Source organism: Peribacillus sp. V2I11, assembly GCF_030817135.1.
Classification (GTDB): Bacteria; Bacillota; Bacilli; order Bacillales; family DSM-1321; genus Peribacillus; species Peribacillus simplex.
In genome coordinates, this window is the sequence record NZ_JAUSYW010000001.1 from 4,033,585 (window position 1) to 4,053,163 (window position 19,579).

Below are 19,579 nucleotides of genomic sequence, written 5' to 3' on the forward strand. Positions count from 1 at the left end.
AAAAAGGTTAGTAAAACCAAATAACACGGTATACAATCTAGTTAAGGATAATAGTAGAATGGGTTCATGATCAAAACTCATCGATAGCTATTCTTAATCATATTTTTTGGAGTGATTGTATGCACAAGCTTATTCAGGTTTTTATGCCGGTATTATTGCTGTTTATGATTCTGCCAATCTACCAGCAGGATTCTGCTTCTGCAGAAGCTACACCGCAATCTGATGGTGTCATCGTCAAGTATAAAGAGTCGAACGATGAGCCGATCAACGAGTTGATAGAAAAGGTGAAGGTTCCTAAAGGGGAAACGACCGACAACCTGATCGAGGAACTTGAAGAACGGAAGAATGTGGAATATGCAGAACCAAACTATCTTTTCAAGAAGATGGAAAGCCCGAACGATCCAGCCTACATAGACCAGTGGCATCATAAAAAGCTTGGTACGAGTGCAGCGTGGACAAAATCAATGGGATCGAAGGAATTGATCGTGGCCATCATTGACGACGGCATCGATCGCAACCACGAAGATTTAAAAGGGAAAATCGTCAATGCCTATGATACGATACGCAATCGGAAGCATATCATCCCAAAAGGGGCGCACGGAACGCATATCGCCGGCATCATTGCCGGTTCTGCGAACAACGGCATAGGCGGAACGGGTGTTGCTCCGAATGTTAAACTACTGCCGATCAACGTCTTTGATGGGGAGTATGCCGATACGGCCGATATCATTGAGGCGATCCATTATGCCGTTCAGCAAAAGGCAAACATCATCAATATGAGTTTAGGAGACACCAGTTATTCGGAAGCCTTGAACAAGGCCGTCCAGGAAGCCTATAAAAAAGGCGTACTGATCGTCGCGGCTGCCGGGAATGAAGGGGATATGGGGAAAAATGTACAGCGTGTGTACCCAGCGGCATTCAGCCACGTCATTTCCGTTGCTGCCACTGACTCAAGGGACAAGCGTCCCAGTTATTCCAACTACCATTCAACAGTCGATATTGCAGCCCCTGGTGATGATATCCTATCAACCTTGCCATATGGTAAATACGGCTGGATGAGCGGAACATCGATGGCCACGCCGATGGTGTCGGGTGTAGCGGCACTGATTTGGTCCAATGAGCCAAAACTTAACAAAAAGGAGGTCGAATACCGCCTCTATGATTCAGCCGTGGACCTAGGTACAAAAGGGAAAGACATATACTATGGTAACGGTAGGGTCAATGCCAAAAAAGCACTGGAGATGAAGACGCTGACCAAACCGGCCGTGACCGCGATATCCGATAAGGACACCAAGATCAATGGGAAAATCCCGGCCGATTTCAATACGGGGACCGTCTCCATTTATACCGTTAAAAAACAACTCGCCACAGTGAAGATCAACGGCGAAAAAACGTTTACAGCGACTATCGCAAAACAAACTGCCGGCACGACCATTTCTACTAGGCTCATCGATAACTCGGGAAATAAAAGTATACCCGTTTCATTTAAAGTGGCAGATAAAACGGCTCCTGCAAGACCGTCCGTAAATACGGTAGGTGACAATAGCGTAAAAGTAACCGGCAAAGCGGAAGCGGGCTCTTCCGTTACCGTCAAAACCGGCAGTACGGTTCTCGGCAAAGCAAATTCCAACAGCGCAGGGAATTTCACCGTAACGATGTCAAAAAAACAAAAAGCCGGAAAAGTCCTATCCGTTACAGCAACCGATAAAGCAGGAAATATAAGCTCGATCAAAACCGTGACCGTCGCAGACAAAACAGCACCAAGTAAACCGACGGTCAACACCGTAACCACAAAAACGACAAAAGTAACCGGCAAAGCAGAAGCCAACTCCACAGTATCCATCAAAGCATCAGGAAAAGTGATCGGCTCTGCCACAGCAACCACCAAAGGCACATTCTCGGTTAAAATCCCCAAGCAAAAAGCCGGGAAGAATCTATATACCTTTGCCAAAGACAAAGCGAAAAACGTAAGTGAATCAAGAAAAGTCACAGTTAAAAAGTGATATAAGAAGAGCCCCCGATACTCAATTCGGGGGCTGTCCTTGTATCAATCTCTATTTCCATACATCCATTCCGTGCTTCGGCTGTAAAGCTCTATGATATTGCCGAAAGGATCTTCGCAATAAATTAAATAATAGGGCTTATTCACCCGTGTATTCCATATATCGCTACGCCTTTTTCCGCCAAAAGCAGTAATATCATCATCAAGCCTTTCAATATCATCCGATATTAAGCAAATATGAAAAAAGCCCTCATAACCGCGACTCTCACCTTTAGGCATCCTTGGCTCCTCAAACTCAAAAAGCTCAATCCCCACTCCATTATCCGCCATCAAATGAGCATCACGCATCTTTTTAACAGTATCACGAAGAAGATCATTCGTCATATTATGCTCATTCCCTCACTTGCATCAAATGAATAGGGACCCGCCAATAATCTGAATTCCAACACCTGCTCATACCACTTAATCGCCGCATCCAAATCAGGTACAGCCAAACCAAAATGAGTAATTGCTTCATATGTATCCCCCCTGATAATAAAATACCCTATTAATGTTAGGGGCAAACGGCACCGTTTTGGACAAAAAAAAGAAGCAATAGCCAATATTGCTTCTGGTTTACATATATCGACCTCATGAAATTCTTTAAATCTCACCCTCTTCAAGCCTCCTAGTATACTCAACTTTACTGATTAATCCCTTTGCATTACAGGTAAGACAATCTGTATAAATATCGTAAGCACCTGTACCTGCACAAACATGGCATTTAACATGAGTTTCCGGTATATCCTTATGCATGAATGAAAAAACTTTTCCAATATACTGCAGAATAATCATTCCCAAAACTCCTTTTTTTTCTATCATACAACGAAAAAGAAGGAAGGAAACAGGAAATACAATAACATTACTTAAAACAAATAAAACCATTACATACTTTACATGGGGTTAAAAAATGTACTGATGCAAATGCGATAAACTGTTCTACAAAATCACTTCTGTTTTAAGAAAAAAAGAACATCCACAAAGATGTCCTTTAATATGTAATTACTTCATTTTTCGCAAAATCCAAAGGTAAGCCACTATTGAAATCCCCACAGAGACTGCTGCCATTATGTAAATGCTTATATACCCAAACAGATAGCCAATTTGACCGAAGAGGATGGCACCGAAACCGATTCCAAGATCAAAGAAGGAATAGAAAGTGGCATTGGCCATGCCTTTTCGATTTCGGGCAGCGTGTTCAAGAGACCACGCTTGAAGAGCCGGTTGGACAGCACCGAATCCAATCCCATAAAAAATAGCTGCCATATACAGAATCATGTTACTTGGCATCCAGGCTAGCAACAGCATCGCCCCTACGATAAAAAGAGTAGATGGAATGAAGACAGCTTGATGCCCTTTTTGATCATAGATCTTTCCAGCGAACATACGTGTGAAAATAAGAGCTAAAGCGTAAAGAAAAAAGTATCCTTGAATACCTGTCAGACCTTTTTCGATTGTATAAAGAGGTAAGAAGGTAGCAGTCCCGCCAAAAGTTACCGTAATGAAAAAAACAAGAACGGACGGAGCAACAGCGCTTTTTTCATAAATGTCAAACCTATTAGTTTTAACTGGGGCAGAAGCATGTTCCACTTTTTTATAAGTAATTGTTGAAGCCATAATCCAAGCTGCCAGGCATAATACTCCGCAAAATAAAAACAAATGTTGAAAGGTTAAAACATCCGCTAAGAAAAGCCCAAATGAAGGACCAAAAGCCATCGCCAAATTACCCGATAAAGTGAAGTATCCCATTCCCTCACCCCGACGCTTGGCTGGGATAAGGTCGGAGGCAATCGTACCTGATGCCGTGGTCGCATATCCCCAGCCAATCCCTTGCACAATCCTGATAGCGCAAAGAAGGAAAATACTCATCATAAATCCAAACGAACCAATCGCTACAGCCAATATGGCTAGACCGAACAGGAAAACAAAACGTCTGCCTTTTGTTTCCAAGGCCTGCCCAGCAAAGGGGCGGACAATCAGGGCGGAAAATAAAAACATGCCAGCAACTAACCCAATATACCGTTCATTTCCGCCAAGCTCTTTTACAAAAAGCGGAAGGGTCGGGGAAGTCATCTGAAAGGATAAAAAAACAAAGAAATTAGCCAAGAAAATCATTATAAAATCACGCGTCCAGATTTTATTAGCAACCGGAAGTTCTTCTTTTAACAAGGGTACACCCATAATAGTCATTCTCCTTAATTGATAGTAATTATCATTCTCATTTTACTAAAGTTATAGAGAACAATCCATAAAAAAAAGTGATCACAATAAATCTGAGTAATATTGACTAATAGTTAGCCCATATAATTTCTTTAGTAATCTGAGATAGCCATGGAGAAGGCTGCTGTCTCATAAGAATGCCTCTCCTCATAGAAATGGTCTCTTTGAAAATACGAAAAGGAAATTTTTAAAGAGTGACTGAACATAAGGAAGTGTTAAAAGTGGAATCTTAGGTGAACCTTTTAGTGAATGAGAAAACATAAGACACAGGGTCTGATAGCGGATTTTATCATCTAACTGCCATTAGATCATGTTCCTGTCTCTACAGAACCCTTCTGTAGAGTGGAAGTAACCTAGCATGAAACAACCGTGCTGTTCCAATGGAAATTAATTAATCCACTAGGGGATTATGGTAAAGCTGTCGGATATTTAGGAGAGTTGTTAAGAAAGCGTATCATTAATATGAAATTTTGATTAAGGACCTTTTATTTACCATTTATAAGGTATATTATATTTGGGAAATGAGAGATTAAAGGAGTTAATTATGGGTGGATTTACAGAGACTGTAATGGAGAGGGTAGAAGATTCTCTACATAGTAGGAAGAAACCTATGGTTGTTAAACTAAATTCCGAACAACTTGATGGATTTTATACAAAAATTCGCTGATGAAGGGGAGTTTTTTGGTTTAAGCTATCACATTAATGATGATAAGACGATTACTTTTAACTATAATTCAGATGGCAGACTTCTAGAAGTATTGAATTTGGTTAAGTGATTGCTAATTTGGAGTATCCAGCAGAAATGCTGGATTTTTTGAACTTAAATAATCTTAATGGGATTTAGTGCGTATCAAAGTCGAATGACATAGAAGATAGAACAGCGCCTGTGAAACCGACAGGAAATGGAGGCGGTGACAATAAGACAAAAGTAAATGACAAAGCGGAATCAGGATCTGCCGTTATTGTCAAAATGGTAACACCGCGTTCGGCAAAGCAAAGTTCAATAGCTCAGGTAAGCAAACTGTTACGATGATGAAAAACAAAAGGCCGGTAAAGTCAATTTCATAAATGCAACCGACTCCCAGGTATTCCATATATCGCTTCGCCTTTTTCCGCTTATATCATCCGCTATCAAGCAAATATGAAAAAAGCCCTCATAACCGCGACTCACACCTTTAGGCATTCTCGACTCTAAAAACTCAAAAAGCTCAATCCCCACTGAATTATCCGCCATCAAATGAGCATCACGCATCTTTTTAACAGTATCACCAAGAAGATCATTCGTCATATTATGTTCATTCTCCATACTTGCATCAAACGAACCAATAACCTGAATCCCAACACCTGCTCATACCACTTAATCGCCGCATCCAAATCAGGTACAGCCAAACCAACATGAGTAATTGCTGTCATATGTATCACCCCTGATAATAAAATACCCTTTTACGGTGAGGGACAAACGGTACCGATTTTGGAACAAAAAAAAGAAGCAATAGTCAATACTGCTTCTTTGATTACATATATCGACTTCATGAAATTCTTTAAATTTCACCCTCTTCAAGCCTCCTAGTATACTCAACTTTACTGATTAATCCTTTTGCATTACAGGTAAGACAATCTGTATAAATATCGTAGGCACCTGTACCTGCACAAACATGGCATTTAACATGAGTTTCCGGTATATCCTTATGCATGAATGAAAAAACTTTTCCAATATACTGCAGAATAATCATTCCCAAAACTCCTTTTTTTTCTATCATATAACGAAAAAGTGTGAAGGAAACAGGGATTACAATAACATTACTTAAAACAAATAAAACCATTACATAGTTTACGTGGGGTTAAAAAAATTAAACTGATATATACATAGTTCCTTTAAAGACATTTTATGAATGGTGGTTACTTATTTAATTTTTCATTTCCGTACATTTTGATCTATGCTTTTTCCTGTTATTTTGGATTCTTACTCTCTAATTTAACTCTCTCTATTTATTGCATGATAAAACGGCCTAATTTTACCTTTTTAATAAACTACAAGGTAATTTGTCTGCCTGCAAAATTTAATTCAACCAGTTTTAAGTTTATGGTAAGCTTATTTTCTTTAAAATTCACATTACATTCATTTAAACATTCCTTAAAAAGGGTTTCATAATAGCGTTATCCCATAACTTTTTCATGTAATTTCTTCAAATTGTTCTCTACAAATGTTATCTGTTAATTTGGAAAGGTCATTAGATTTCAGAAATGAACTATCAGCGTATCGTTGGTATTGAGCTTATTTTATAACATGCATAAGAACCAAAACCATATTCTGTAGAGAAAGTAAAAAACTACCTCATACCTCAATAAATGGGTGGCATTTTTTATTAAACAGTTTTTTGTGTCTCTTTTGGTACAGGTATTGTTTGCTCTAATTTTTAGTCCTGACAATAAAAAAGCCACGATTTTGATTGTCTCACTGCGCTTAAAGAGCTAATCGTATGAACGTTTTACTATTGCTGAGAATATAATAGGTAGTGTCGGAGTAGCAGTTGATAGCACTTTAAAAATGAGATTAACTTAACACTCTCAGACCTTTGGCATCCGGTTATAACTAGAATCATCCAGATTAAGGAGAAACAATCATCTTATTGGTTAGTTCAAGTTAAAGGGCGATACAAGGATAGTGGAGATTTTTGAATTTTGTACAAGAATTGGTATGTACTAGAATATGACGGTCCCTGTAAGTAAAGTTAACCCTAATCATCTTGTACTTTTTAACTCTGCATGATTAGAAATTTCAACGGATGCTGGGCAGACAATCTCAACGTTGATAACCGGTTCAGATGTCGTGGTTGATGTAACAAAAGTGGGTACATTGCGATATATCTTACTTGAAGGTGTTGAAATCCGAGAGAACAACCTTATTTCCGAAATTACCCAATTGATTATACAAAAAAACAGGTGGGTATCTGAATCGCGAAGACAATATATCGGAACGCGGTTTGGACGATCAAATACCCAAGTTTTTCTTACCGTATGGAAGATGTCTATTTTAAGGCTAAGTATTCAGGGGGAGATAACCGACTTTATTACGCTGATTTCGGAACCCCACTTACTTACCTACGTTGTTATGACGACGAAAGCTCTAATGCTGAATATCATGGCTCAGAAGTCATCGAACTCTTTGGTCAAATTTTTGATTAATCTGTTCGTGGATTAATCTTATTTTCAAACTAGGAAACAATTGGATTCCAGAACAATAAAGTGATAAATGTATATAAAATGCTGGGTTATTTAGTTAAAACTACTCAGGACTGTCGTAATAGTAGATATTTAACAATAACAATAACGGAATCATTAACAAGTGGAATCGCTGAAATAGAATAAAAAAGTCGCACAATTAGAAGCCCTAAACAAGCTTATTAAAAAGGAGGTACGGAATGTTTAAGAACTTTGATATCACGGTGGATACAACAAAAGAAGTCAGGAATCAGGCAATCACTATAAACACTAATGATTTACAGACTATTAAATTTTCTATATCCGTCACCCAATTAGGGGAACCTGTCTATTTAACAGACTCTACTGTTCGTTTAGCGATTAAAAAGCCGGATGAAAAAACGGTATGTCAAGATTGCACAATTCTTGATGGAGGAAACGGAAAATGTGAAATTATCTTGGAGAAGCAAGCATATAGCGTCCCAGGGCTTTATCTTGTTGAAGTAATGATTTATTATTCAGCAGATAAGATATCTGTTACGGGGAAGTTTTCATATACGGTTAACAAAGGGATTCTCGAGGTAGGAGTATTAGAAAGTACTAATGAATTTCAAACCAATAACCAAACTATTACGGACGTTGAAGGTATTGTCGTTGATTTAAGGGATAACGGAAAAGGAATTGATGCTCAAGCAAGATATGCTTTGGAGGGCCAAGCCTTACAGTTGGCGGATCTAGCGACAAAAGAAGATATAGACGACATAGTAATTAGTGCAAAGAAAATAGGCCTCATAGCAAATGATAGCTCAAAGGCAAGTCAGAACACTACATTATTAAATACCTATTTAGCAACTAATACGAAAACAGATATTTTGTTTTTGAGCAAAGACTACTATTTTAATAATACGATAACGGTTACTGCTTCAAATAGATTGATCGGGAAAAGTGCCACTAGGTTTTTTATATCTAGCTTAACTAGTGATTTCATTTTTATAAAACCCTATGCTTCTATTGAGAAACTAAAACTCATGCTTCCTACCAGCTATACGGGAGTGGGCATCGTTTTAAAGGACAATGATTATACTCAATGGAATTCCACTGCTTATATGCATTATATTAGGGATGTTTTTATAAGGGGCGACGCAAGCACTCTTACTGCTACAGGTATATTATTAGAAGCGAAGGTTGGGTACAATATCTCGAATTTTTCTTGCTACAATACAACGATTATGAACTGTGCTGTAGGTGTAAAGGTTATTGGAAATGAGGATAATTCTACTGATGGGTGGGCTAATGGTATTTTCTTTGACAACGTATTTACTCAAAACTGTACAAGGGGCATTTACAATACAGGTAGTGGTAACCGTTTCATTTTCTCCCACCAGTGTACGAAACTAGGGGAAGAAGCTATTTATTGTGGAGGTAGGGAGAATACTTTTATAGGTATGATTTGGGATGCTAAAGATCTGCAAAGAATCATATACTTGTCACCTGAATCCAAAAGTAATTTTATCGTAGGTAAACAACTGACCCCCAACATAGTACAGCAACATGTGCTAGATTTAGGAGCAGATAATATACTCATTGGGTATAAAAACAGTATTCCTCAGGTAACTGGTGGATATATATATGACAATAATGGTAATTACCTAAATGATAACTGGGCTGACTTTTACGGATCTTACTCTAATGTCCTGAACTTTATGGATAAAATCGGCACAGTTAATCTGCGCTTAGGAGCTTCATCCATTATAAGTGGAAGCGTGGACTCCTTATTTAAAGGTGACGGTCTCACACTTGCAAACACCACAAGCGCTTCTCCAATAGTTATTGAAATAATTTTTGACTCGGTAATTGATTATGTTCCTCAGTTTGGTATTACATTTAGAAGTGGGAAACATGCTCGCGGGGTGAAAATAGAGTACGCAACAACTATCGCAGGTAGCTATATTACCTCTAGGGATGTTACAGATAATTTTAAAAACAATATCTCTGTTTTTACTTCTTCACACGGAAGGGGTATAGGTAAACTAAAATTCACTCTATACGATGGTTTAATCAACTCTACACTTAACCCTAATAGAGAAATCTCCATTGGAAGTATATTTCTATACAGCAGAGGTAGAATGGGCAATTATTATCTAGCAAAAACAGGTGGAGACGTTTATGGTGACATTGTTCTTTCTACAGGAAAAGGTATTATTGTGAAAACACCTGATGGCTTAAATAAGTACCGGATTGGCGTAGATAATGACGGTAATATAGTCGCGACAAAATTATAGTTTTTAACAGAAGGATAGGCATGTAGTCACTGGCTAATAGAAAATTATTCTAATTTTTATTGTAAAAACATAGATTTTCCTAAATACTCACAGTAATATAAATGAATTTGTATTCTAGAATACTATATTACTGATGAAGACTATAGGGAGTTTGGAAGAATTAGACTCATTAAGGAGGAATAGCCGCACTTTTTGTTGTTATATCTCATTACACAACTAGGTAAAAGAATTATTTGGGCACAAAAAGTCTTAATACCTAGAATAGAATTAAATTATGGGAATCTAGGTGTTAACTTATTTTTATTATTAGTGATTTTGTTATCTTTATGACAATAACAAGGACAAACAGCGCTAAGGAATTTTTTAAAAAAGATCGATAAGGTTGTCCCAGCGTATAAAATCACCCGACCAAATTATATTAGCAACCCGAAGTTCTTATTTTATTTTAATAAGGGTACGCCCATAATAGTTATTCCCTATTAATAATAATAATAATAATTATCATTCTCGCTTAACTATAGTTTTAGAGGATAATCTATAAGAAATGGATTGTCAACACTTAACTAGACAACTTTCTTAAGGTGTTCAAGTTTATACTCAATCGGACTTAAATACGAATATGATTAAACCAATGAATATAGTCCTGTAGTTCTCTTGTTAGATCGATTAGCGTTTCGAAATGACGACCCTTAACGAACTCCGTTTTGATGATTTTGAACGTAGCTTCAGCTACGGCATTGTCGTACGGGCAGCCCTTCATGCTTAGCGAACGTTGAATGTTAAATGTCTCTAAAGCATCATCTATTAGCTTATTCTTAAATTCGCTTCCTCGGTCCGTATGAAATAGCTGAATCTTACTCAGGTCTACCTTAATCGATGAAAATGCCCGGTAGACCAGTAAAGCATCTTTTTTTGGCCCGACGCTATAGCCGATAATTTCCCGATTAAAGAGATCAACAAATACACATACGTAACACCATTTTTGATTTACCCTTACGTACGTCAAGTCGCTTACAATTGCGTGCAACTCTTTTTCCTGATTAAACCCACGGTCCAATTCGTTAACCTGTTTAGACTCATTTTAAGTTTTTGAATGTGGCTTAATTTGAGCTACTGTGTAGGTAGAGACGAGGCCCTGTTCTTTTATAGTCCGCCCAATCCGTCGCCTTGAGACAACTAATCCACGCTTTTTTAATTCCACTTTAGTCTTTCGCGTACCATAGTTTTGCCGGCTGTTCTGAAAGGTTTCGATGATATCGGAGTTTACTTCATCTACTGATGACCTTTCTTTTACTTCATAATAATAGGTGCTTCTTGGCAATTGAAGGACTTCACACCTTGCTGATATCGAGTATTTGTGCTGGTTATTCCGGATTACATTTACTTTCGTCCTAGTATCAGCGCAGCTTGCTTTAAAATATCGTTCTCCATCTGTAACTGTTTCAGTTCCTTAAGAAGCTTTACTAGTTCTGTTTCTTCTGGTGTTCGGTTATCTGCTTCTTTGAAAGAACCGGAGGTTTTGTGTTGAGAAATCCACTTATCCAGAGAGGAGGGCGTCAGTTCATACTCACGAATAATATCCCTTCTTGGTTTACCATTCACATACAGCTGTACCATTTGGCTTTTAAACTCATCAGTAAATGTTCTTCGCTCTTTTTTAGTCATTGTAGAATCTCCTAAACTAGTAGTATTTGTAGTCTACTTGACCTTAAATTTTCTGTCTAGATAAGTGTAGCCGTTCCAAAAATAGAATTACGAATTAGTGAGTGACTATGAATCTAAGTAGTATTGAATAATAGTTAGTCCGTAAAATTATAATAGAAACAAAAAACTAGGATGGAGGTCACTTTATATTCAGAAATACAAAATAAAATTGTGAAGATTAATAAAAATGTTATATTTTATCTTAACGAGATTTAGAGCTGAAACCTTCTGTAGAGTGGAGCTACCTTTGCTTGAAACAAACTTAGTTGTAAAATATTTTTACCGCGTAGTACAAAGGTCATTGGTAATATTAGTAATTATAGAAAAGAAAAATGTAGGGTATCTGGGAGAGTTGTTAGGGATCATATCATTATTAAGAAATTTAATTACCTTTTATTTACCGTTATAAAAGGTATATTATATTGGGGAAATGAGGGAATAAAGGAGTTAATTATGGGGAGTTTTACAGAGACTTTAATGGAGAAGGAAGAAGATTCTCTAAATAGTAGGAAGAAACCTATGAAAGTTAAACTAAATTCTGAACAACTAGATAATTTTATCCAAATTTTTCTAAATATGGAGAGTTTTTTTGCTTAGACGGTCACTCTTAACTATAATTCAGATGGTAGACTTCTAGAAGTATTGCATTTGGTTAAGTGATTGGTACTTTGGATTATCCAGCAGAAATGCTGGATTTTTTTAAGCGTAAATAGTAAGAAGATACATGAAATTTGGTGTTATATATGTCGAGTGATGTCGAAATAAATTGGAAGAAGATTCTTTATCGCTGAAAAATTGATGGTTATAATTAATGAGAGAAAAATAGCTGAAAAAAAGTGAAATAGATTTTAGGTAGCGGTACTCAAATAGAGTTTACCTATTCTATAAGACTTCCATGTCAGTCATTAAAGTTCAAATATGGGAGGTAAAGATGAAGAAATATGGTTTAATCATTATCGCTGGAATTTGCTTAGCAGTATTGATTTTTGGCCATCTGCATTGGAAAAACATAAGCCAGGCAGCAGGGATAGAGGCTAGAGAAGCTGAAGAAAAAGAAAAAGAAAAAGAAAAAGAGGAAAGGGAAGCATTGATACAAAGTTTAAAACCGGAAAATAATAAACAGCAGCCACTAATAGATTACCTGCATTATAAGTCGCTAACGCAAGATAGGGTTATTGTATCCTTAGTGGGAAGTAATGGTACTTCAGGAACCGGTGCAAGTAATTCTTCCAATAGTTGGGCAGGACGCCTCGAGAAGAGTCTTCGCGCTGATCGTGATGAGTTAGAAATACTACGTTTCATTAATCATGGACATGAGGGGTATTCAACAGAGGATTTGCTGGAAGGTAAGAAAATCGAAGAGGTCATACAAGATGATCCCGATCTAATTATTTTTGAAAATTCGCTGATAAATAATCATTATCAATCATTAAGCTTGGAACAGACGAAAAAAGATTTGGAAAGCATCATGACAATGTTACAAAAAGAGCTGCCGAATGCAAAAATTCTAATACTTTCGCCAAACCCAGTTGCAAATGGTAAAACGGAGAATAGTTTAGGGTTGAATTATTTGGATTATATTCACGCTTCCGAGCAGGTCATCAAAACGAATACATGGACTTATATAAATAGCAAAGAAGAAATAGAGAAGAAGCTAAGGAAAAAGAATATGAGATTGGCTGATATACTGACGAATGATAATATCCATCCCAATGATCAAGGGCATTACATATGGTTCGAGGTGATGCAGGAATATTTTAAGTTAAAGTAGTATATGTAAAGGGGGAAAAGTGGCTATATCCACTTTTCCCCCTTTTATAATTTTAAGCTTTGCACCTTAAACTCCGAAAGAAAGCCGTATCATAGTTTCTCAATCCTTAAAGACATCACTTTCTATCTTGAATAAATTCGCGCATTTCCTCTTTCGATATTCCTGACCCCATAACAACCTGCATGATTTCCATCCACTCTTCATCCATGCCCTTGTCTGCTTGTTCATTCAACAGAGCATCGACCTTAATACATAGGATTCTGGCGATTTTTTCCAAAACTAAAATAGTAGGGTTTGTTTGAAGGTTTCTTTCCAGTGAGCTTATATAGGACTTGGCAACACCGGATTTTGCGGAGAGTTCACTAATTGACATTTTCCTTTCTTCCCTAAGCGACTTAACTCGGTAACCTATCATTTTGACCACACCTAACCATTAAAATGAAAGTTATAAATGATTTTTAAACTATTACTTTCAGTTTACACATTTTTTTCTCCCTTTTTAATGATAACTAGGCACTAAAATACTTGACACAATTATATGTATAAACGGATTTTCCTGTTTTGATAGGCATTTAGTTAGGTCTAATTCAAGAAATTTTATTAAAACTGATAAATCAACTAAGAAAAATTTGGATTTAAAGTATACTTAGGTTTAATAAAATTTAAGTCAAAAATATTCTGGGAAATGCGTGATATATATGTGATTAATGCAATATTTAAAAAAATAGAAATTTTTTCCTTTGAATTGCCATTTTCTTTTTTGTAAAATTACTTTGGCATTTGAAAGGTAGTTTGTAAGTTTCATGTAAATTTCCTTGAAAATACATAAATATAGGTAATATTATGGTATAATACAATAGGTCATTTTTAACATATCAGGAGGATAAAATGGAAGAAACTATTAGTATTAAAGATATTTTTAAAACATTAAAGAAGCGTTGGAAGCTAATCATGCTGCTGACATTAATTGCCGCGTTGATTAGTGGATCAATTTCTTATTTCTTATTAACACCCGTTTACCAATCTTCAACACAGATTCTGGTTAATCAGAAACAATCGGAAAACCAATTGGACTCTACACAAATCCGATCTAATATCGACATGATCAATACATACAGTGTGATTATAAAAAGCCCTGCCATTTTGGAGAAGGTCATTGATGAGCTTGAACTAGACCAAAGCGTAGATCAACTTAGTCAAAAAATTACGATTAACAGTCAAGAAAATTCGCAAGTCTTCTCATTAACGGTTCAAGATAGAAATCCGGCCAAGGCAGTAGAGATTGCCAACACGGTTTCTTCAATTTTTCAAAAGGAAATCAAAGATATTATGAAAGTCGACAATGTTAGCATACTTGCTAAGGCAGAAATAAAGGAAAATCCTACTCCTGTAAAACCTAATCCATTATTGAATATTGCTATTGCAGTTGTGGTGGGATTGATGGCTGGAATAGGCTTGGCATTCCTACTAGAGTATTTGGACAATACGATTAAGGACGAGGATGATATAGAGAGACTCCTTGACTTGCCATTACTTGGATCTATTCAAAAAATATCGCAACATAAATAAAGAACCATTCAGTGACAATAAGAAAGGAAGTGGGATTTTTGAGAAGTAAAGATGAAAAACAAGTGAATTTAATTGCGCAGACTAATCCTAAATCGCCTATTACTGAACAATATCGATTAATTAGGACAAACATACAATTCTCTTCAGTAGATAAAGAAATCAAAACGATTGTGGTTACTTCATCGGAGCCTAATGATGGGAAATCGACTACAGCTGCCAACCTAGCGATTGTGCTTGCTCAAGAAGAGAAAAAAGTATTACTTGTGGATGCGGACTTAAGGAAACCATCGGTTCATTATGCTTTTAACCTTAGTAATATACATGGACTTACTAGCGTATTGACAAAGAAAATGGACTTAAGAAAAACTATCTTGAATTCAAACGTTTCAAATTTAGACATTTTAACAAGTGGGCCGATACCACCTAATCCTTCAGAGTTATTAAATTCCAAAGCGATAGAAACTGCGATTGATGAACTAAAAGGAATGTATGATTATATCATTTTTGATACACCGCCAGTTCTGGTAGTGCCGGATTCCCAGATTGTTTCCAATAAATGTGATGGCGTGATAATGGTAGTGGCGAGCGGCAAGACAAACAAACAAAGTGCAGTGAAAGCAAAGGAGCTTTTAGTGAAAGCTAATACATCCTTGCTTGGAGTCGTTTTGAATGGCGTTGAAACGGATAACAGCAATTATTATTACTATCAATCTTAACGAAATTAAACAATTTTCGACAAAATAACACCCTGTTTAATGGCAGTTTTATATGCTACTATTAGTCAGGGTATTAATTCCTATTTCGATAAGTTAGGTCTTTTTTCCTATTTATTTTATAAAGGAAGTGTATGAAATTTGATCGACATACATTGTCACATTCTCCCAGGAGTTGATGATGGATCTGCGGACATGAAGGAAAGCTTGCATATGGCAAAGAAGGCGGTAGAAGCAGGAATCACCCATTTATTTGCCACGCCACATCACTTAAATGAGAAATATGTAAATGTTAAGATTGACATATTTGACCGCGTAGTGAGGTTAAATGAGAGTTTACAACAAAACTATATTCCTCTTACGATTCATCTCGGACAAGAAGTAAGAATTCACCGGGACATATTTACTTCACTTGAAAAGGGAGAAATCCTAACGTTAGACGATAATGGTACATATTTACTGCTAGAGCTCCCATCTGGAAGGGTTCCTACATATACACAAGAAGTGATTTATGAGCTGCTGCTGAAAGGAATCACACCGATTATCGTACATCCGGAAAGAAATAAGGAATTGATCGAAAATCATAAACTTTTATTTGAATTGGTTCAGGAGGGCGCGTTAACTCAACTTACCTCTGGCAGTATTATCGGTCTCTTTGGTAAAAATATTAAGTCATTTTCAAAAAAAATTATTGAACATAATTTGGCTCATTTTATTGCAACTGATGCCCATAATATGAACTCTAGGGGATTTACTTTACAAGAGGCTTATGAAACCATTACAAAAACATATGGAATCGAACGTGCATTTTATTTCAAAGAAAATGCTGAAAAGCTTATAAAGGGACAAAGTCCTTCTATTGTAAAACCTGCACCGTTTAAAAAGAAAATCTTAGGAATCTTTTAGAATTATAGTTAATCAAGAAACGCTTACATAATTGTAAATAATATTCGTTATTGTTTAAAGTTTTTTGGGGGTCATATGGAATTCAGTGTTAAAGGAATTAAATAAGGAGATAGATTCGTTTGAAAAGCTTTGATGATTATCCGAAATCTATAAAGAAAGCACTGCGTTACATACAACAAGACGCTTCCTTAGTCTTATTAAATCAATTAGAGACGAGCATCATAAAGTCTATCAAGAAAAGAAAAGAAACAAAAGAAGGAAAACTATGAGAGTCATTTAAAAGTGAGCATCCATAATAATTTATTAAAGGGGGAAATGTGGTTGGCCTACCGAAAACGATTAACACTTCTAGCCCTATTAGACTCATTAATAGTATTATCGGCCATTTATGTAAGTTATTTATTTTTGTATCCCTATTTGGAAATATTTAAATTACCAACGCTTTTAGTTACATCAGTCACTCTGTTAATTAGCCATCATTTTTTTGCTTCTATTTATAAACTGTATAAGAAGGCCTGGGAGTATGCAAGTATTGGAGAGTTACTGTCCATTGTAAAAGCAGTAAGCCTATCGGTAATTACTGTTATCGCCATTCAGTTAATGGTTTTTCAAGATGTTTATGTACGAGCCATGGCATTGACGTGGATGATGCATGTAATCCTTATTGGCGGTTCCCGTTTTTCGTGGAGAATGCTGCGTGACCGATTGATAAATAACCAAAAGGAAACCAGAAACACATTAGTAATCGGGGCGGGATCTGCTGGAACCATGGTTGTACGTCAACTTCTTAATAATCATGATACGGAACTTAAACCAGTTGCATTCATAGATGATGATCCGAAAAAAGATAAGTTGGACATTTTAGGTATACCCGTTGTGGGTAATTCTACACATATCCCTGAAATGGTTGAAAGATATCATATAGATAATATTGTCATTGCGATTCCTTCATTAAGTAAAAAAGAATTGAAGGTCATTTTTGATGAATGTGTGAAAACGAATGCAAAAACACAAATTATGCCGATGCTTGAAGATATTATGTTAGGTAAAGTAGCCGTTAATCAGTTTAAAGAAGTGGAAGTGGAAGATCTTTTAGGAAGAGAACCTGTTGAATTGGATATAACCAGTATTTCTGAATATGTAACGGGCAAGACGATCCTGGTTACTGGGGCTGGGGGCTCAATTGGTTCAGAGATTTGCCGTCAAATATGCAGATTCTCCCCTGGTAAACTTATTCTTCTAGGACATGGAGAAAATAGCATTTATCAAATTGACATGGAACTGAAAAAGCTATATGCAAATCAAATTGAAATCATCCCTGTCATCGCAGATATTCAAGATCGAGATAGAATTTTTGAAGTGATGGAAACCTACCGACCTGATGTTGTTTACCATGCGGCTGCACACAAACATGTTCCACTAATGGAATACAATCCTCGTGAAGCAGTTAAGAATAACGTTTTTGGAACAAAGAATGTTGCAGAAGCTGCCGATACTTTTGGTGTAGGTGCATTTGTAATGATTTCTTCTGATAAGGCCGTTAATCCAACAAATGTAATGGGATCGACCAAGCGGATTGCTGAAATGATCATCCAACAGTTAGCTAAAAATAACACAACAAAGTTTGTTGCCGTTCGTTTCGGAAATGTTTTAGGCAGCAGAGGGAGTGTCATACCCTTATTTAAAAAGCAAATACAGGCAGGTGGACCAGTAACGGTGACACATCCAGACATGACCAGGTATTTTATGACTATTCCTGAAGCATCCAGATTAGTCATTCAGGCAAGTTCTTTGGCTAGAGGTGGAGAAATCTTTGTTCTTGATATGGGTGAACCAGTTAAGATAGTGGAATTAGCGTCAAACCTTATCCAGTTATCAGGATATTCCATTGACGAAATTGGAATTGAATTTTCAGGAATCCGTCCTGGTGAGAAAATGTATGAAGAGCTACTAGGGGAGAAAGAGATTCATAGTGAAGCTGTGTTCCCTAAAATTTTTATAGGAAAAGCGGTATTGGAACAAGAAGAGGAAATACAGTATCTTTTAAACTCTTATGACGATTTTTCCATTACCGAACTTAAAGAATTCGTTATAAATTTAGCAAATCGAAGAAAGAACAATGCTTTCTCGGTAATGAAATAGCCATAAGTAGGAGGACTAATAAGTGAAGAAAATCACAAAAGCAATCATTCCTGCTGCTGGTTTGGGGACTCGGTTTTTGCCAGCTACAAAAGCTATGCCAAAAGAGATGCTGCCAATTGTTGATAAACCTACTATTCAGTACATAGTTGAGGAAGCCGTTGCATCAGGAATAGAAGATATAATAATAGTAACTGGAAAAGGTAAACGTGCAATTGAGGATCATTTTGATTACGCTCCAGAGCTTGAACAAAATCTTTTTGAAAAAGGAAAAGTAGAGTTGCTCAATAAGGTACAATATTCCACTAACCTTGCTAATATCCATTACATTAGACAGAAGGAACCAAAAGGGTTAGGTCACGCTGTATGGTGTGCACGTAAATTCATTGGGGACGAGCCATTTGCAGTACTTTTAGGTGATGATATTGTCCAGAGTGAAACTCCTTGCTTAAAGCAGTTAATTAATCAGTTTGAGGAAACTAACAATTCAATTATCGGAGTTCAAACTGTACCTAAGGAAGAAACAAATCGCTATGGGATAATAGATCCAGCTTTTCAAGATGGACGACTTTATCAAGTTGAAAACTTTGTAGAAAAACCAGCTTTAGGAACTGCCCCTTCCAATTTAGCAATAATGGGACGCTATATTCTTACTCCTGAAATTTTCAGGTTTCTTGATAAGCAGGAGGCAGGAGCCGGTGGGGAAATTCAGTTAACTGATGCGATTCAACAGTTAAACCAGATCCAGCAAGTTTTTGCTTATGATTTTAAAGGAAAACGATATGATGTTGGGGAGAAGTTAGGGTTTGTGAAAACAACGTTAGAGTTTGCCCTGCAGAATGAAGAAATCAAGGATGATTTAGTAGAGTATTTAATACAAACGGTTAAGGATATTTCATCAGAAAAGATTAATGCATAGGAATATAATAAGTCATTTTGACTCAGTATTGTTTTTTTACCTTCCTGGTTGGGCTAATTAAGAAAAATCCAAATAATAATTTCAAATAATAAAACCTAAACTTGAAAAAAAGCG

General features: G+C 36.6%; 17 protein-coding genes and 1 pseudogene. 9 read left to right on the forward strand and 9 right to left on the reverse strand.

From position 1 onward, the window contains the following. Positions 1-119: 119 nt before the first annotated feature. The gene (locus QFZ73_RS19700) at positions 120-2,003 is read left to right on the forward strand and encodes a S8 family serine peptidase (protein WP_307269681.1); all 1,884 of its coding nucleotides are present in this window, start codon (positions 120-122) and stop codon (positions 2,001-2,003) included. A 44-nt stretch (positions 2,004-2,047) separates the two neighbouring features. Here the strand turns inward: QFZ73_RS19700 and QFZ73_RS19705 are convergent, their stop codons facing one another. From QFZ73_RS19705 to QFZ73_RS19735, 7 genes are all read right to left on the reverse strand, one after another. Beyond that, a complete protein-coding gene (locus tag QFZ73_RS19705) occupies positions 2,048-2,386 on the reverse strand; it encodes a VOC family protein (protein ID WP_307269683.1) in 339 nt (112 codons plus the stop codon). Further along, complete coding sequence (locus tag QFZ73_RS19710) at positions 2,383-2,655, reverse strand: VOC family protein (RefSeq protein WP_307269687.1); 273 nt, start codon at positions 2,653-2,655, stop codon at positions 2,383-2,385. Before QFZ73_RS19710 ends, QFZ73_RS19705 begins: the two co-directional genes overlap by 4 nt. Continuing rightward, positions 2,645-2,836, reverse strand: coding sequence for a hypothetical protein (locus QFZ73_RS19715; protein ID WP_307269691.1), 192 nt, complete (start codon positions 2,834-2,836; stop codon positions 2,645-2,647). Before QFZ73_RS19715 ends, QFZ73_RS19710 begins: the two co-directional genes overlap by 11 nt. 207 nt (positions 2,837-3,043) lie before the next feature. Beyond that, positions 3,044-4,222, reverse strand: a complete 1,179-nt coding sequence (locus QFZ73_RS19720; protein ID WP_307269694.1) for an MFS transporter — start codon at positions 4,220-4,222, stop codon at positions 3,044-3,046. A gap of 1,063 nt (positions 4,223-5,285) precedes the next feature. After that, positions 5,286-5,549 carry a VOC family protein gene (locus QFZ73_RS19725; protein ID WP_307269697.1) on the reverse strand — a complete coding sequence of 88 codons (264 nt, stop codon included), beginning with the start codon at positions 5,547-5,549 and terminating at the stop codon, positions 5,286-5,288. Continuing rightward, positions 5,546-5,674, reverse strand: a complete 129-nt coding sequence (locus QFZ73_RS19730; RefSeq protein WP_307269700.1) for a VOC family protein — start codon at positions 5,672-5,674, stop codon at positions 5,546-5,548. Before QFZ73_RS19730 ends, QFZ73_RS19725 begins: the two co-directional genes overlap by 4 nt. Before the next feature lie 128 nt (positions 5,675-5,802). Further along, the gene (locus tag QFZ73_RS19735; RefSeq protein WP_307269691.1) at positions 5,803-5,994 is read right to left on the reverse strand and encodes a hypothetical protein; all 192 of its coding nucleotides are present in this window, start codon (positions 5,992-5,994) and stop codon (positions 5,803-5,805) included. A gap of 1,689 nt (positions 5,995-7,683) precedes the next feature. Here QFZ73_RS19735 and QFZ73_RS19740 point away from each other — a divergent pair. Next, positions 7,684-9,744 carry a BppU family phage baseplate upper protein gene (locus QFZ73_RS19740; protein ID WP_307269703.1) on the forward strand — a complete coding sequence of 687 codons (2,061 nt, stop codon included), beginning with the start codon at positions 7,684-7,686 and terminating at the stop codon, positions 9,742-9,744. 607 nt (positions 9,745-10,351) lie between these two features. Here the strand turns inward: QFZ73_RS19740 and QFZ73_RS19745 are convergent. After that, positions 10,352-11,409: pseudogene (locus QFZ73_RS19745) on the reverse strand (IS3 family transposase). A gap of 970 nt (positions 11,410-12,379) precedes the next feature. Here QFZ73_RS19745 and QFZ73_RS19750 point away from each other — a divergent pair. Continuing rightward, positions 12,380-13,219: an SGNH/GDSL hydrolase family protein gene (locus tag QFZ73_RS19750; RefSeq protein ID WP_307269706.1), complete on the forward strand. Its 840-nt coding sequence runs from the start codon at positions 12,380-12,382 to the stop codon at positions 13,217-13,219. Between the two features lie 115 nt (positions 13,220-13,334). Here the strand turns inward: QFZ73_RS19750 and QFZ73_RS19755 are convergent, their stop codons facing one another. Next, on the reverse strand, positions 13,335-13,634 hold the full coding sequence (locus QFZ73_RS19755; RefSeq protein WP_307269708.1) for a helix-turn-helix domain-containing protein: 300 nt from the start codon (positions 13,632-13,634) through the stop codon (positions 13,335-13,337). A 473-nt stretch (positions 13,635-14,107) separates the two neighbouring features. Between QFZ73_RS19755 and QFZ73_RS19760 the strand changes: the two genes are divergently transcribed. The 6 genes from QFZ73_RS19760 (at position 14,108) to galU (ending at position 19,465) form a co-directional block, all read left to right on the forward strand. Beyond that, complete coding sequence (locus QFZ73_RS19760; RefSeq protein ID WP_307269711.1) at positions 14,108-14,788, forward strand: YveK family protein; 681 nt, start codon at positions 14,108-14,110, stop codon at positions 14,786-14,788. Between the two features lie 38 nt (positions 14,789-14,826). Continuing rightward, on the forward strand, positions 14,827-15,504 hold the full coding sequence (locus QFZ73_RS19765; protein WP_289325870.1) for a CpsD/CapB family tyrosine-protein kinase: 678 nt from the start codon (positions 14,827-14,829) through the stop codon (positions 15,502-15,504). 138 nt (positions 15,505-15,642) lie between these two features. Further along, positions 15,643-16,407 carry a tyrosine-protein phosphatase gene (locus QFZ73_RS19770; protein WP_307269717.1) on the forward strand — a complete coding sequence of 255 codons (765 nt, stop codon included), beginning with the start codon at positions 15,643-15,645 and terminating at the stop codon, positions 16,405-16,407. Positions 16,408-16,526: 119 nt separating this feature from the next. Then, positions 16,527-16,676: a hypothetical protein gene (locus tag QFZ73_RS19775; RefSeq protein WP_307269720.1), complete on the forward strand. Its 150-nt coding sequence runs from the start codon at positions 16,527-16,529 to the stop codon at positions 16,674-16,676. A 52-nt stretch (positions 16,677-16,728) separates the two neighbouring features. Then, on the forward strand, positions 16,729-18,549 hold the full coding sequence (locus QFZ73_RS19780) for a polysaccharide biosynthesis protein (RefSeq protein WP_307269723.1): 1,821 nt from the start codon (positions 16,729-16,731) through the stop codon (positions 18,547-18,549). Between the two features lie 22 nt (positions 18,550-18,571). Further along, on the forward strand, positions 18,572-19,465 hold the full coding sequence (galU, locus tag QFZ73_RS19785; RefSeq protein WP_307269726.1) for a UTP--glucose-1-phosphate uridylyltransferase GalU: 894 nt from the start codon (positions 18,572-18,574) through the stop codon (positions 19,463-19,465). Positions 19,466-19,579: the final 114 nt, after the last annotated feature.